This window comes from Streptomyces sp. NPDC026206, from assembly GCF_040638465.1.
Classification (GTDB): Bacteria; Actinomycetota; Actinomycetes; order Streptomycetales; family Streptomycetaceae; genus Streptomyces.
Genome location: NZ_JBEZYL010000014.1, coordinates 112,240 through 126,264 on the forward strand (window position 1 = coordinate 112,240; position 14,025 = coordinate 126,264).

12 protein-coding genes are annotated in these 14,025 nt (G+C 71.5%); 8 read left to right on the forward strand and 4 right to left on the reverse strand.

The genetic code is table 11. The features are described from left to right. Nucleotides 1–267 precede the first annotated feature (267 nt). Nucleotides 268–1,896: a phospholipid carrier-dependent glycosyltransferase gene (locus tag AB0F13_RS20305; protein ID WP_362083845.1), complete on the reverse strand. Its 1,629-nt coding sequence runs from the start codon at nucleotides 1,894–1,896 to the stop codon at nucleotides 268–270. Next, nucleotides 1,893–3,149 (reverse strand): glycosyltransferase, encoded by a 1,257-nt coding sequence (locus AB0F13_RS20310; RefSeq protein ID WP_362083848.1) that lies wholly within the window; start codon nucleotides 3,147–3,149, stop codon nucleotides 1,893–1,895. Before AB0F13_RS20310 ends, AB0F13_RS20305 begins: the two co-directional genes overlap by 4 nt. Nucleotides 3,150–3,476: 327 nt before the next feature. On the opposite strand from AB0F13_RS20310, the gene AB0F13_RS20315 reads away from it, so the two are divergent. From AB0F13_RS20315 to AB0F13_RS20330, 4 genes are all read left to right on the forward strand, one after another. After that, the gene (locus tag AB0F13_RS20315; RefSeq protein WP_362083851.1) at nucleotides 3,477–4,028 is read left to right on the forward strand and encodes a hypothetical protein; all 552 of its coding nucleotides are present in this window, start codon (nucleotides 3,477–3,479) and stop codon (nucleotides 4,026–4,028) included. An 88-nt stretch (nucleotides 4,029–4,116) separates the two neighbouring features. After that, on the forward strand, nucleotides 4,117–4,473 hold the full coding sequence (locus AB0F13_RS20320) for a histidine triad nucleotide-binding protein (RefSeq protein ID WP_362083854.1): 357 nt from the start codon (nucleotides 4,117–4,119) through the stop codon (nucleotides 4,471–4,473). 5 nt (nucleotides 4,474–4,478) lie between these two features. Then, nucleotides 4,479–5,387 (forward strand): ribonuclease Z, encoded by a 909-nt coding sequence (locus AB0F13_RS20325; protein WP_362083857.1) that lies wholly within the window; start codon nucleotides 4,479–4,481, stop codon nucleotides 5,385–5,387. An 88-nt stretch (nucleotides 5,388–5,475) separates the two neighbouring features. Beyond that, nucleotides 5,476–6,165, forward strand: coding sequence for a hypothetical protein (locus AB0F13_RS20330; protein WP_362083860.1), 690 nt, complete (start codon nucleotides 5,476–5,478; stop codon nucleotides 6,163–6,165). Nucleotides 6,166–6,253: 88 nt separating this feature from the next. On the opposite strand, the gene AB0F13_RS20335 is transcribed toward AB0F13_RS20330, so the two are convergent. Further along, on the reverse strand, nucleotides 6,254–7,054 hold the full coding sequence (locus AB0F13_RS20335; protein WP_362083862.1) for an HAD family acid phosphatase: 801 nt from the start codon (nucleotides 7,052–7,054) through the stop codon (nucleotides 6,254–6,256). Nucleotides 7,055–7,206: 152 nt separating this feature from the next. Between AB0F13_RS20335 and AB0F13_RS20340 the strand changes: the two genes are divergently transcribed. Together AB0F13_RS20340 and AB0F13_RS20345 are read left to right on the forward strand one after the other, a co-directional pair. Further along, a complete protein-coding gene (locus AB0F13_RS20340) occupies nucleotides 7,207–8,292 on the forward strand; it encodes an S-(hydroxymethyl)mycothiol dehydrogenase (RefSeq protein WP_362083865.1) in 1,086 nt (361 codons plus the stop codon). Nucleotides 8,293–8,412: 120 nt separating this feature from the next. Beyond that, nucleotides 8,413–9,198 (forward strand): FkbM family methyltransferase, encoded by a 786-nt coding sequence (locus AB0F13_RS20345; RefSeq protein ID WP_362083868.1) that lies wholly within the window; start codon nucleotides 8,413–8,415, stop codon nucleotides 9,196–9,198. A gap of 67 nt (nucleotides 9,199–9,265) precedes the next feature. On the opposite strand, the gene AB0F13_RS20350 is transcribed toward AB0F13_RS20345, so the two are convergent. Continuing rightward, complete coding sequence (locus AB0F13_RS20350) at nucleotides 9,266–10,588, reverse strand: 6-phospho-beta-glucosidase (RefSeq protein WP_362083870.1); 1,323 nt, start codon at nucleotides 10,586–10,588, stop codon at nucleotides 9,266–9,268. Nucleotides 10,589–10,666: 78 nt separating this feature from the next. On the opposite strand from AB0F13_RS20350, the gene AB0F13_RS20355 reads away from it, so the two are divergent. Both AB0F13_RS20355 and AB0F13_RS20360 read left to right on the forward strand, forming a co-directional pair. Then, complete coding sequence (locus AB0F13_RS20355; RefSeq protein WP_362083873.1) at nucleotides 10,667–11,824, forward strand: PfkB family carbohydrate kinase; 1,158 nt, start codon at nucleotides 10,667–10,669, stop codon at nucleotides 11,822–11,824. Between the two features lie 114 nt (nucleotides 11,825–11,938). Further along, complete coding sequence (locus AB0F13_RS20360) at nucleotides 11,939–14,011, forward strand: PhoH family protein (RefSeq protein ID WP_362083876.1); 2,073 nt, start codon at nucleotides 11,939–11,941, stop codon at nucleotides 14,009–14,011. Nucleotides 14,012–14,025 lie beyond the last annotated feature (14 nt).

Here is a 14,025-nt window from a genome sequence, read left to right on the forward strand (position 1 = left end):
TTGACGGCGGTGCCGGCGGTGTCCGCCTCCTCCGCCGCGGCTCGTGCGCGGACGGCGGCGGAGGGGTGCGCGACAGGTACACCAGCACCTCCGTGGCGGCGTAGCGCAGGACGAACATGGCGAGCAGCGCGAGCGCGGTCGCGGGCAGGCCGCCGACGCCCGGGCCGCCGACGAACAGGGCCGTGCGGTGGCGCGCGCCGGGTTTCGCCGGGGGCGTGCCGGCCCCCGGCCGGGGTAATGCCTCCGTGACCGTGCTCCTGGCGCCGGTCACCGGCCGTCGTCCCTGATCCGGCGGATCTCGATGCGGTCCTCACCCGCCCCGAAGGAGGCCACGGCCTCGGAGTTCCCCAGCGCGGCCCGCACCAGCGGCAGCGTCGCCGCGTCCCGCCGGACGGTCGGCGAGGAGACCACGTAGTGCACGTCGCGCCACCCGCGCGGCATCGTCCTGGTGACCGCGGGGTCGAGGTCGGCCTTGTAGAACCAGATGGCCCCGGTGCCCGGCCGGTAGCCGGCGTGCACGAGGTCGAGCCAGATCGCGTCGTCGGCCAGGACGCGCGTACGGGCCGGGTCGGCGACGTTGCCCCTGTCGCCCAGCCAGGAGGCGGCCGAGCGGTAGGGGGCGTTGGCGTCGGCGGTCAGCGCCGGGCGGTTGCCGTCGTACCAGCGCGGTACGACCAGCACGGCGGCCGTCGCGGCCAGCACCCCGGCCGCCGCCCGGCGCACCGCCCGTCGGCGGGCACTCTGACCGGGGCGGGCGCGCAGCAGGGCGCCGACGACGGAGGCCGCCACCCCCGCCAGGGCCAGCGCCAGGAACGGCAGCACCTGGATGACGTACATCGCCGGCAGATAGCCCGACGGGCGCAGCGCCACCAGCGCGAGGATCACCGCGGCGGCGGCCGGCCCGGCCAGCGCCCGTCCCGTACGGGACCAGCGGGCGGCGGCGATCAGCAGCACCGCGGCGGCCAGCCCGCACAGCGGCAGGACGCGGTCGTAGTACAGCCAGGAGTCGAGCACGCCGTGCGAGCCGGAACCGGGGTCGAGCACGAAGCCGGAACCGGGGCGGCTCATCTGGTACTTGATGCCGTCGATCAGGGACACGTGGCCGGGGCCGGGCAGCAGCTCGTGGTTGAGCAGCGCGAACAGCGGATAGGCCAGCCCGGCCAGCACACAGGCGGTCACCGCGCCCGTCACGGCGAACTTCCGGGTGTCGCGGTGGCTGTGCCGCCACATGGTCAGCAGCAGCGCGGGCAGGATGACCAGCACGGTCTCCTTCGACAGCACGGCGACGGCCGCCGCCAGTCCGGCCGCGAAGTGGTGCCACAGGTGCCGCCGGGGGGAGGCGGCCAGGCAGAAGGCCAGCAGGATCCACATCACGGCGATGTTGTCGAGGAAGATCTCCCGCTGCAGGACCACCGACAGCGGCGAGAGCCCGAAGAGGGCCATGGCCAGCCCCGCCGCCCAGCGCTGCAGCCCCAGCCGCCGTCCCAGCACGTACACCAGCACCGCGCTGACGGCCGAGACCAGCAGCATCGCGCAGCGCATCGTGCCGACCGACATGGCGTCGGGGGACAGGGCCGCCGGTATCCAGGTGACGAGGGCCATCTGCACCCAGCCGAGCGGCGGGTGGTCGTACCAGTACGTGTAGTGCGCCAGCCCCTCGCCCTGCTGGACGGCCCACGCCTGGGCGAGGTACGTGCCCTCGTCGTCGCTGAGGGCCGGGAAGCCGCCGATGTTCCAGCCCTGCACGGCCAGTACGGCGGCCAGCAGCACCCCGCACACCAGCAGGTCCGGGCGGGAGCGGCGCAGGCGCAGCACGGGTCTGAGGCGGTCGGGGGAGGCGGCCGCGGGGCGCTGCGCGGCCGCCGGTGCCTGGACGGTGGGGAGTGTCGCGGTCACGAAGTGACGTCCTCTCGGGTGAGGTGCGCGCCGACGTGCCGAGTGAGCTCCCAGTCGCTGCGGCCCCGGTGCTCCCTCCAGACCGCGCGGACCGCGGCACCGGCGAGGAGCAGCTGGTAGAAGGGGCCGCCGAGGATGAGCTTGAGGTAGTGCACGAAGCGCACGCGCAGGCCGTACTGCATGCCGAAGTCGTGCAGTCCGACGATCTCGAACATGAATGTGACCAGCATGGTGAGGGCGGGCAGGAAGGTCACGACGGCGACGCCGGCGGGGACGTCGAGGAAGAGTGCTATGGCGATGTTCAGCGGGATGATCAGGCCGGTGAAGGCCTGGAAGAAGGGCGTCATCAACGTGTAGCGGGCGAGCATGCGCCGGCCGACGGTGGGCAGTTGACGCCAGTCCTTCTTGCGGTAGACCTGCAGGAAGCCCTGGTTCCAGCGGGTGCGCTGCTTGAGCAGGCTCATCAGGGTGCCGGGGGTCTCCTCGCGGGTGACCATCTCCGAGTCGTAGGCGACGACGACGCGCTTGCCCTTGCTGGAGAGCCGCACGCCCAGGTCGCAGTCCTCGGCCAGGCACTGCGGGTCCCAGCCGTCGGCCTCGCGCAGAACGTCGGTGCGGACGAAGACGGTGTTGCCGCCCAGGGGGATGAAACCTTTCTCCGCATGCAGGTGGAGGCGGCTGCGGAACCAGAAGAAGTACTCCAGGCAGTTGCGCAGGCTGTACCAGCTGGAGTGAAAGTTGATCAGCTGTACGCCGCCCTGCACCACGTCGGCGCCGGTCGCGCGGAAGGCGTGGTCGACGTGGGTGAGCAGCTCGGGGTGGACCTGGTCCTCGGCGTCGAAGACGCCGACCACCTCGCCCAGGCAGTGGGGAAGCGCGGTGTTGAGCGCCTTGGGCTTGTTCTTCCTCTCGTGGGTGTCCACGATCACCCGCACGCGGTTCGGGGCCGCGGCCGCCACCCGCTCGGCGACCTCCGCGGTCTCCGGGTCGTCGTGCCCGACGATGACGAGCACCTCGAAGCGGCCGTGCGTGGACTGCAGCAGCCGGGTGACCGTGTGCTCCAGGACGGCCTGTTCGTGCCGGGCGGGCACCAGCAGCGAGAAGGACAGGGCGCCCTCTCCGCCGGCCGGCTCGAAGCGGGTGGCCGCGAGCGTCTCGGGCGTGCGCCAGGCGTGCATCTGCCACCAGAGCGTGAAGCCCGCCATCCAGAAGAGGGCGACCGACACCACACAGACGAACACGGAAGCGAGCAAAGAAGTTCCCCCCTAGGAAGCGCCACGGAAGCGCCGCGGCAACGCTCGGATCTCCCCCTCCTCACGCGACTCCCCAGTACGCGTGCGTCTCTCCTCGGCCGAGGGTAAGAGGGTAAGGGGGAAAGGTGAAACTCAGGTGCGGAAACGATAAATCCTGTGTTTCCGAACGAACTCGGGCTTGATTACACAATGTTGGCATAGACCTTTCCCGGCGGGGGAGCCGCGCGCCGGGGTGCCGGACTGCCGGGCCGCCGGGGTGCCGGAGTGTGGGGCCATGGCCCGGAGGCGTTCTTCCGTCCGGCTCGGGCCGGTGGGAGACTCCCCGCTATGGGTGCGTTGGGGCGCATACGTGTCCGTGTTCCCCGGGTGCGGTACGCGGCGGGCGCCGCCGCTCTCGCGGGTGCGGCCGTCGTGACGCTCGCCGGCTGCGACCCGGCCGGCGGGCTCGATCCGGTGACCGTCGCGGTCACCACACAACGGCAGGCAGGCCAGGCGCTCGACCGCGCGGGCGTCCACGTGGCCTGGCTCAGCTGCAAGGGCAGGGCCGAGAACGGCGGCGCGGACTCCGCCGGTGCGACACAGCCGGTATCCGCCGTCGGTGTCGAATGCGAGGGGCGCACCGACACGGGCAAGAAGATCATCGTCTTCGGCAGGGTCACCGGCATCACCGGCCAGGCCTGCGTCCGCGGCCTGCTGACCGCCAAGGCCGACGGCAGGACGGTCTTCTCGCTGAGCGTGCTCGGCGACTGTTCCCACACGGGCACGGGCACGGGCGACGGCAAACCGCCCGGTCCGCCGCCGAAGCCCACCTCGTCCGCCGACTGCACCGACAAGCCGCCGAATCCCGGCGATCACGGCCACCACCAGCAGGGCAAGTAGCGCGGGGCCGGGCGGGGCCGCCACGGCCCGTAGGGACCTACCGGTAACATCCGGATCGTAGAAGCCGACGACCCGGGAGGAGCCACCGGTGGCGGGAGAACCGCAGGCCGACTGCCTGTTCTGCAAGATCGCGGCAGGGGAGGTGCCCGCGACGGTCGTCAAGGAGACGGAGACGACCCTCGCGTTCCGCGACATCAACCCGCAGGCGCCCGTGCACTGCCTGGTCATCCCCAAGGTGCACTACCGCGACGCCGCCGCCCTCGCGGCCGCCGAGCCGCAGATCGCCGCCGACGTGCTGCGCGACGCCGGCGAGGTCGCCCTGCAGGAGAACGGGGAGAACGGCTTCCGCATCGTCTTCAACACCGGCGCCGGCGCCGGGCAGACCGTCTTCCACGCGCACGCCCACGTCCTCGGCGGCCGCGGCTTCAACTGGCCGCCCGGCTAAGCGGTATGTCCGTACGCGAGCTCGTCGTCCTCGGCACCGCCAGCCAGGTGCCCACCCGGCACCGCAACCACAACGGCTACGTCCTGCGCTGGGACGGCGAGGGCCTGCTCTTCGACCCCGGAGAGGGCACCCAGCGCCAGATGCTGCGCGCCGGGGTGGCCGCCCACGACCTGAACCGGATCTGCGTCACCCACTTCCATGGTGACCACTCCCTCGGCCTGGCCGGGGTCGTCCAGCGCATCAACCTCGACCGGGTGCCGCACCCGGTCACCGCGCACTACCCGGCGAGCGGGCAGCGCTTCTTCGACCGGCTGCGGTACGCAACGGCGTACAAGGAGACGGTGAAGCTGGCCGAGGAGCCGGTCGCCGGCACCGGCGCGGTGCTCGCGCGCACGGACTCGTACATCCTCCAGGCGCGCAGGCTCTCCCACCCCGTCGAGTCCTACGGCTACCGCCTCGTCGAGCCCGACGGCCGGCGCATGCTGCCGGAGCTGCTGGCGGCGCACGGCATCAGCGGGCCGGACGTGGGCCGGCTGCAGCGCGAGGGCGCCGTCCGCGGCGTCACCCTCGACCAGGTGAGCGAGGTCCGGCGAGGGCAGCGCTTCGCGTTCGTCATGGACACCCGCCTGTGCGCCGGCGTCCACGAGCTCGCCGAGGGCTGCGACATGCTCGTCATCGAGTCGACCTTCCTCGACGATGACGAGACCCTCGCCACCGACCACGGCCACCTGACGGCGGGCCAGGCCGGGCGCGTCGCGGCCGAGGCGGGCGTGCGGCACCTGGTGCTCACGCACTTCTCGCAGCGCTACGACGACCCGGCCGTCTTCGAACGCCAGGCCCGGGCGGCGGGCTTCGACGGCGAGCTGACCGTCGCCCGGGACCTGATGCGCGTGCCCGTGCCGAAGCGGCTGTGAGCGCCGTGCCGGCCGGGCGGGGTCCGGAAGACCACAGGAGCATGCGGGTGCGGCAAACGTGGACTCCTTCGCCGTGAATCCTCGAAGAGTGGTAAAACGCCTGCGCCGCGCCGGACTGCAGCTGCTCCCCGGCGGCGTGCCCGCCGTCACCACGCCTCCCTCGGTCATGTCGCTGCTCACCACGTGCGGGAACGAGGACCGCCGCCGGGACGCGGCGGTGGACGGCGAGGCCTGGGCCGACGGTTGGCTGGAGGAGAACCCGGACTTCGTGCCGCGGGCCAATGCGGTGTGGCACGCGTTGGCGGTCGAGCACCAACTGTTCGGCCCGGAAGGCGATTTCCTGCTGCTGGTCGGCCGTCACTGGCGGCGGGTCCATCTCCTGGACGAGTGGGACCTCATCGGCGCGGGTTCCGCCTCCCGCCTGCTGGGCTCCGCCACGGCGGGGTGCCCCGAGTTCGCCATGACCTCCCTGGACGGCCGCGTCGCCCTGCGCGGCACCACGTACCAGAGCTGCATTTCCAGCCTCGTGGTGCCCGTGCCGTGGCTCGCGCCGACGGTCCGCGCGTACATGGGCCGCCTCGGCGACCGCGTCGCGCGGGGGCTGGACACGGACCCGGAGAATGTGGCGACGGTACGCGCGTGGGAGCGCTATGTCCGGCACCAGCGGGCCATGGAGGACGCGTACGTTGCCCGTCCGGCCGGCTCAGTGGCCTGCGTGACGGTAGCGGGCGCCCCGCATCCCGGCGCGCACGGCGGGGGTCGGGCGGCCGGGCGGTAAAGGCTTCGCTCAATCGTGCCGCATCCCGGCAACGGCCCGGCCGGGCACCATATGCGCGGTGCCCGGCCGGGCCGGCCGGGGCAAACCCCTACGGGAGGTAGTACATCGGGTTCGGCAGCTTGTAGGTGCGGTCCGCGTAGCCGCCCTGCAGGTCGCTGTACTGGTCGCCGAAGTTGGCGACGATGTCGTAGCCCTGCGACTCGATGTACTTGCGGGTGCCCGACTTGTACTCGACGGTCGTGCACTTCGCGCCGCACGCGAGGTAGGCGGGCGGGGTCTGCTTGTTCTTCAGGAAGAAGTGCGCGGTGTCGGCGGCGGGCTTGTAGCCGACGTTCTTGAGGTTGCGGGCGCTCCACTCGCGCTGGTGTTCGCCGCGGCCGGTGACGTAGAAGACCTCGATGCCCTGGGACTTGGCCCAGTTGACGAGCTTCGGCATGCCGAAGACGGGCGCCATGTCGGTGGACTTCAGGTACGCGTCCTGCGACTCGGGCGTGAAGTGGAAGCCCACCTGGAGCTCGTAGTTGTAGGTCAGCAGCGTGGTGTCGTCCACGTCCAGGACGATGGCGGGCTTCTTCGCGCCCTTCTTGGCGTGGGCCCGGTTCTTGACGACCTTCTCGAGCTGGGCCGTGGCCTTCTTCTCGATGTCGGCGACCTGCTTGGCGTAGTTGCTGTCCGGCGAGGCGTAGTGCTGGCCCGCCTTGTCGACGGTGTCGCCGTAGAAGGCCTTGATCTTGTCCTGGACCTGGGTGAGGTTCGGGATCTCCTTGTCCGTGCGGGGCACCGCGTGGTCGGCCGAGGCCGCGCCGGCGGTGTAGAGACCGGCGCCGACGGCCAGTGCGGCGGTGGCCGCGGCGATGCGCACGCGGGTGGACCTGGGGGAGAGCGACACTGTAGTGACTCCTGGGTAACAAGGAAGGTGCAGCGCGAAGCTAAGGCGCTTGACCAGCGCTGGTCAAGGGTCTTCTACGCGCGGAGAAAGATCCTTGGGCGTACCGTGACCATGTCGGACAGACCAGCGACGAGAAGGGTGGGGCGCTGACCATGGCGCAGGAAGTACGCGGAGTCATCGCACCGGGGAAGAACGAGCCGGTCCGGGTGGAGACCATCGTCGTGCCGGACCCGGGACCCGGCGAGGCCGTGGTGAAGGTCCAGGCGTGCGGCGTCTGCCACACCGACCTGCACTACAAGCAGGGCGGCATCAACGACAACTTCCCCTTCCTCCTCGGCCACGAGGCCGCGGGCGTGGTGGAGGCCGTCGGCGAGGGGGTGAGCGAGGTGGCCCCCGGCGACTTCGTCGTCCTGAACTGGCGCGCCGTGTGCGGCCAGTGCCGGGCGTGCCTGCGCGGCCGTCCGCAGTACTGCTTCGACACCCACAACGCGAAGCAGAAGATGACGCTGAAGGACGGCACCGAGCTCTCGCCCGCGCTCGGTATCGGCGCGTTCGCCGAGAAGACGCTGGTCGCGGCCGGCCAGTGCACCAAGGTCGACCCCGACGTCTCCCCGGCGGTGGCGGGCCTCCTCGGGTGCGGCGTCATGGCGGGCATCGGTGCCGCCATCAACACCGGCGAGGTCGGGCGCGGCGACTCGGTGGCCGTCATCGGCTGCGGTGGCGTGGGCGACGCGGCGATCGCCGGCTCCCGGCTGGCGGGCGCGGCGCGGATCATCGCCGTCGACATCGACGACCGCAAGCTGGAGACCGCGCTGCGCATGGGCGCCACGCACACGGTCAACTCCCGCCGGACGGACCCGGTCGAGGCCATCCGCGAGCTGACCGGCGGCTTCGGCGCGGACGTCGTCATCGAGGCGGTCGGCCGCCCCGAGACGTACGAGCAGGCGTTCTACGCCCGTGACCTGGCCGGCACGGTCGTCCTGGTCGGCGTGCCCACCCCGGAGATGAAGCTGGAGCTGCCGCTCCTGGACGTCTTCGGTCGCGGCGGCGCGCTCAAGTCCTCCTGGTACGGCGACTGCCTGCCCTCGCGCGACTTCCCGATGCTCATCGACCTGCACCGGCAGGGGCGGCTGGACCTCGGCGCGTTCGTCACCGAGACGATCGGCCTGGGGGACGTGGAGAAGGCGTTCGAGCGCATGCACACCGGCGACGTGCTGCGCTCGGTGGTCGTGTTCTGACCCGCCCTGCTCCGGCGTCACCGATCACTGACGACTGTCCCAGAGAAAACGTGCTTTCCTGACGGCGTTCCGTACGCCGCTGTAGGTTTGTCCGACTTCCCAGGGAGTGAGGATGTGGTCATGACCGACAGCGCGGAGCAGGCGATCATCGAGCTCGTGCTTCCCGACGGCCTGGAAGTCGCGTGCTTCAACGAGTACGAGACGAACATGCTCTGGCAGGAGATCCAGGGCGATTCCCCGTACGCCCGCGCTGCCCGGGGCCTCGGCCCGGACGAGGTGGTGCTCGACGTCGGCGCCCACATCGGCCTGGCCACCCTGTGTTTCGCCCGGCTGCTTCCGAGGACGCGCATCCTGTCCTTCGAGCCGGCGACGACGATGGGCGAGTGCCTGGAGCGCAACATCGCGCGCCACGCGAAGAACGCCACCGCGTTCCGGACCGCCCTCGGCGCACAGGTGGGCGAGCGGGAATTCGTCTACTACCCGCACGCGTCGTCGAAGTCGACCCTCTGCGCCGACGAGGCCGACAACGAGCTCAACCTCCTGGCGTTCATGGACGGCGCCGGGTTCAACGACGAGCTCAGGGCCCTGACGCGCCGGCTGGACGAGGTGCGCGAACACACCACGGTCCCCGTCACCACGCTCAGCACGGTCTTCCGCGAGCACGCCGTCGACCGGGTCGGCCTGCTCAAGGTCGACGTGGAACGCGCCGAACTCGAGGTGCTGGCGGGCCTCGACGAGGAGCTGTGGCCCCGGGTGCGGCGCCTGCTCGTGGAGGTCCACGACCGTGACGGGGCACTCGGGCAGGCCGTCGCCATGCTCGCGGGCCGCGGCTACACGGTCGAGGTCACCAAGGACCCCGCCTTCGCCGGTGGCACCGTCCACATGCTGTTCGCCCGCCGGGACTGACCCTGCGGGATCCGCGCCGGCGGCCGGGCGTGGCGCGGCCCGCTCCGGCCGCGCCCCGCAGGGGGCGTCAGGCCTGCGCCCGGGCGAGGATGCGGGCCGCCACCGCCGGGGAGTCGACCAGCGGGTGCAGCGCCAGGGCGCGCAGCGCCGCGGCACGGTCCTCGTGGACGGCCGCCTGGATCGTGGCCCGTTCGACCGCCTTGAGCTGGAGCATCAGGCCCAGCTGGTCCTCGCGCAGGGGGGCGCACGGCATCGGGTGCGCGCCCTTGGTGTCCACTACGCACACCGTCTCGATGATGGAGTCGGGGTTCAGCGCCGGCACGGTGGAACCGTTGCGTACGTTGAGGATGAGCCGGGCGCCCTCGTTCTCGGCGACCCCCCGCATGAAGGCCAGCGCCACCTTCTCGTAGCCGCCGCCGTCCAGGTCGCAGCTGTCGCGCTGCCAGCCGCCGCTGGCCGCGCGGCTCGCGGCCCCGTAGGTCTCCTCGCGCTGCAGCCGGGTGCGCTCCCACAGCTCGTACGAACGGTGCGGGGCCGCGGCCGCCTCGGTGAAGAAGTCGCTCTGCTGCTGGTCGAGGAACTCGCCGCGGGTCTCCGGCTCCTCCTGCACCGAGCGCAGCGTCTCGCGGCGGAAGTAGTAGTAGTGCAGGTACTCGTTGGGCAGCGCGCCCAGGGCGCGCAGCCACTCGCCGCCGAAGAGCTTGCCCTCCTCCAGCGTGTGCAGCGCCTCGTCGTCCTCCAGCAGGCCCGGCAGCAGGTCCTTGCCGTCGAGCGACAGGGAACGCAGCCACCCCAGGTGATTGAGGCCCACGTAGTCGTAGACCACCCGTTCCGGGTCCGCGCCGACCGCCTGCGCGGCGCGGCGCGCCAGGCCCACGGGCGAGTCGCAGATGCCGATCACCCGCTCGCCCAGCACGGCGGACATCGCCTCCGTCACCATCCCGGCGGGGTTGGTGAAGTTGATGACCCACGCGTCCGGGGCGACGGCCGCGACCCGTTCGGCGATCCCCAGCGCCACCAGCACGGTGCGCAGACCGTAGAGCACCCCGCCCGCACCGACCGTCTCCTGGCCCAACACGCCCTCGCTGAGCGGGATGCGCTCGTCCAGCACGCGCCCGGCGGTGCCGCCCACACGGATCGCGGAGAAGACGAAGTCCGTCCCCTCCAGCGCCTGGTCCAGATCGTCGGCGATCCGCACGGCCGGGGCGCCCGGCACCCCGGCGGCCTGGGCGGCCAGCACCGACGCGATGACTCTCATGCGTGTGGAGTCGGTGTCGTACAGCACGAGTTCCGTGCAGCGGCCCGGGGCCTCGCGCCGGGCGTCGTCCAGCAGGGCCCGGTGCACGAGAGGCACCCGAAAGCCGCCGCCGCCGAGAATCGTCAGCCTCATAGTCCGGAACGTACCGCAGGATCGGGCAGACTGTGGCGGACCGCACCCGTGCGTCCCTGAGAGGAGCAACGAGCGAGCATGTCGGTCCCTTCGCCGCACGTGACACCGCAGGCAGCCGGCCAGGGCGAGCACTTCCGGGACGAGCGGTTCGAGCCCGCGGCGCCCGTCCTCGACCCCCTCGCCGAGGTCCGTTCCGAGAGCGACCCGGCGACCGACGTCTACCTGACCGGACCGGTCTTCCTCGACATCATCTTCACCGGCCTCGACTCGGCCCCCGTGCGCGGCACCGAGTCCTGGGCCCGCGGCATGGGATCCAGCCCCGGCGGCATCGCCAACATGGCCACCGCCCTGTCCCGCCTGGGCCTGCGCACCTCGCTGGCCGCCGCCTTCGGCGACGACATGTACGGCGAGTACTGCTGGGAGGCCCTCTCGCGCGGCGAGGGCATCGACCTGAGCCTGTCGCGCACGGTGCCCGGCTGGCACTCCCCGGTCACCGTCTCCATGGCCTACGAGGGCGAGCGGACGATGGTCTCCCACGGCCACGAGGCCCCGCCGCCCGAGGAACCCGCCCCCGAGTGCCCGCCGCCCGCCCGCGCCTGCGTCGCCCTGCTCGTGCCGGGCCGGCAGGAGGAGTGGATCGGGCGCGCCGCCCGCCGGGGCAGCCGCGTCTTCGCCGACGTCGGCTGGGACGACACCGGCCGCTGGGACCCGGCCGACCTGGCCGACCTCGAGCACTGCGAGGCGTTCCTGCCCAACGCCGAGGAGGCCATGCGCTACACCCGCACCGACTGCCCTCGCGCCGCCGCCCGCGCGCTGGCGGACAAGGTGCCGCTGGCCGTGGTGACGATGGGGGAGCGGGGCGCGTACGCCGTGGACGGGCGTACGGGCGAGAGCGCCGAGGTCCCGGCGATCGTCGTGGAGGCGCTCGACCCGACGGGCGCCGGGGACGTGTTCGTGGCCGGCTTCGTCACCGGCACCCTCGCCGGGTGGCCGCTGGCGGACCGGCTCGCCTTCGCCGGGCTGACCTCGGCCCTGTCCGTGCAGGAGTTCGGCGGGTCGCTCTCCGCGCCCGGCTGGGTCGAGATCGCCGCCTGGTGGCAGCACGTACGGTCCTTCAACGACCAGTCCCAGGCCGCCCTGCGCCGCTACGCCTTCCTCGACGGCATCCTCCCCGCCGCCGCCCGGCCCTGGCCGCTGCGCCGGGCCGTGCCCACGCTGGGCTTCCGGCGGCCGTAAAAGCCTTCGGGCTCACGGGGGCACCGTCGTACCCTTGGTATTCCAAGGTCCTTCGTCGGACGCAGGACGCAGGACGCAGGATAGAAGGGGATGAGCAGGCCAGAGAGCCGGCCCATGACTCAGACACCCGCACGACCGCAGGAGACAGCCCGGTTCACCGTCCCGGCCAAACACCCGATGGTGACGGTCCTGGGCTCCGGGGACTCGCTCCTGCGCGTTATCGAGAAGGCATTCCCGTCGACGGACATCCACGTACGGGGCAACGAAGTCAGTGTGGCGGGCGACGAGCGGGAAGTCGCCCTCGTCCAGCGCCTCTTCGCCGAAATGATGCTGGTGCTCCGCACGGGGGCGCCGATGACGGAGGACGCGGTGGAACGCTCGATCGCCATGCTCAGGGACGAGGAGAAGGGGGTCGAGACCCCCGCCGAGGTCCTCACCCAGAACATCCTCTCCAGCCGCGGCCGCACCATCCGCCCCAAGACGCTCAACCAGAAGCGGTACGTCGACGCCATCGACAAGCACACCGTCGTCTTCGGCATCGGCCCCGCCGGTACCGGCAAGACCTATCTGGCCATGGCCAAGGCGGTCCAGGCCCTGCAGTCCAAGCAGGTCAACCGGATCATCCTGACCCGGCCGGCCGTCGAGGCCGGCGAGCGGCTCGGCTTCCTGCCCGGCACGCTCTACGAAAAGATCGACCCGTACCTGCGCCCGCTCTACGACGCCCTGCACGACATGCTCGACCCGGACTCGATTCCGCGGCTGATGGCGGCGGGGACGATCGAGGTGGCGCCGCTGGCATATATGCGGGGCAGAGCACAACCGCGCTTCACGAAGGTCCTGACACCGGCTGGCTGGCGCCCCATCGGTGACCTCCAGGTCGGTGACCTGGTCATCGGCTCGAACGGTGAGCCGACGCCGGTCCTCGGCGTCTACCCCCAGGGCGAAAAGGACATCTACCGCGTCACGGCACAGGACGGCTCGTGGACGCTGTGCTGCGGCGAGCACCTCTGGACGGTCCGTACAGCCTCGGACAAGCGCCGCGACAAGCCGTGGCGGGTCCTGGAGACCCAGGAGATGATCGGCAACCTGCGTGCCGCGCACGCCCGGCGGTACGAGCTGCCGCTGCTCACGGCGCCGGTGTGCTTCCCGGAGCGCGAGGTCCCGATGGACCCGTACGCCCTGGGTCTCCTGCTGGGCGACGGCTGCCTCACGGGCCGTACGACGCCGTCGTTCGCCACCGAGGACGCGGAGCTCGCCTCGGCCCTGGAAGCGGCCCTGCCGGGTGTGAAGGCGCGCTGGAAGAGCAAGGTCGACTACGTCCTGAACCGGGTGAAGGCGCCGGGCGATGTGGTCACTCTGGAAAATCCGGTCACCGGGTCGCTGCGCACGCTGGAACTGCTCGGCACCCGGTCGCACACGAAGTTCATCCCCGACGACTACCTGCGCAATTCGGCCGAGGTACGGCTGGCCGTTCTCCAGGGCCTGCTCGACGCCGACGGCGGCCCCGTCACGCAGTCCGCCCGCACCTGCCGCATCCAGTACACGACGACATCGATCCTGCTCCGCGACGATGTCATCGAGCTGGTCCAGTCGCTCGGTGGAGTGGCGTACTCCCGTCGCCGCGCGTCCGAAGGCCGGACGCCGGGAAGGGCGAGGGGCCGCGATGTCCACCACCGCTACGACGCTCACATCGTCGACATCCGGCTCCCCGAAGGCATCGAGCCCTTCCGTCTCGCCCGCAAGGCCGAGAAGTACCGGGCGGCCGGCGGCGGCGGTCGGCCGATGCGCTTCATCGACAGCATCGAACCCGCAGGGCGCGAAGAGGCCGTCTGCATCCAGGTCGCGGCCGAGGACTCGCTGTACGTCACCCAGGACTACCTGCTGACGCACAACACGCTGAACGATGCGTTCATCATCCTCGACGAGGCGCAGAACACCAGTCCCGAGCAGATGAAGATGTTCCTCACCCGGCTCGGCTTCGACTCCAAGATCGTGATCACCGGTGACGTCACCCAGGTCGACCTGCCAGGTGGCAGCACCAGCGGCCTGCGCCAGGTGCGGGAGATCCTCGACGGCGTCCAGGACGTCCATTTCTCCATTCTCACCAGCCAGGACGTCGTCCGGCACAAGCTGGTCGGACGTATTGTCGACGCGTACGAGCAGTACGACAGCCGCAACGGAAAGTAAGTCTCGGTAACCCC